At 31.1% G+C, this 341-nt stretch carries 1 protein-coding gene; it reads left to right on the top strand.

The window, feature by feature from the left end:
• On the top strand, positions 1-341 hold a 341-nt coding region (locus tag CD129_RS12270; RefSeq protein ID WP_218585275.1), incomplete at both ends, for a transposase.

Genomic DNA, 341 nt, shown 5'->3' on the forward strand with positions numbered 1-341 from the left:
TTGGTCTGAATTTTTTGAAGACCTTAGAATGCGTGGTTTAACGACACCAGAGCTTATTATTTCTGATGCTCATTCTGGTCTTATTAAATCAATTAAATCTCAATTTATAGATTCATCTTGGCAATGTTGTACTTTTCATTTTCTTAAAAACATCGTTGAACGTTTCCCTAAGAAAAATTCTGAAGATGCAAAACTGTTACTTAAATCTATTTTTAAAGCACCTACTTATCAACATGCATTACAGCTTAAACAAGAACTGATAACTAAATATCAAAATAATCCAAAGTATTCAGAAGCACTCAATATATTAGATCAAGGCTTCGAAGATGCTGCTCAGTTCT

It is taken from the genome of Mammaliicoccus fleurettii, from assembly GCF_003970575.1.
Classification (GTDB): Bacteria; Bacillota; Bacilli; order Staphylococcales; family Staphylococcaceae; genus Mammaliicoccus; species Mammaliicoccus fleurettii.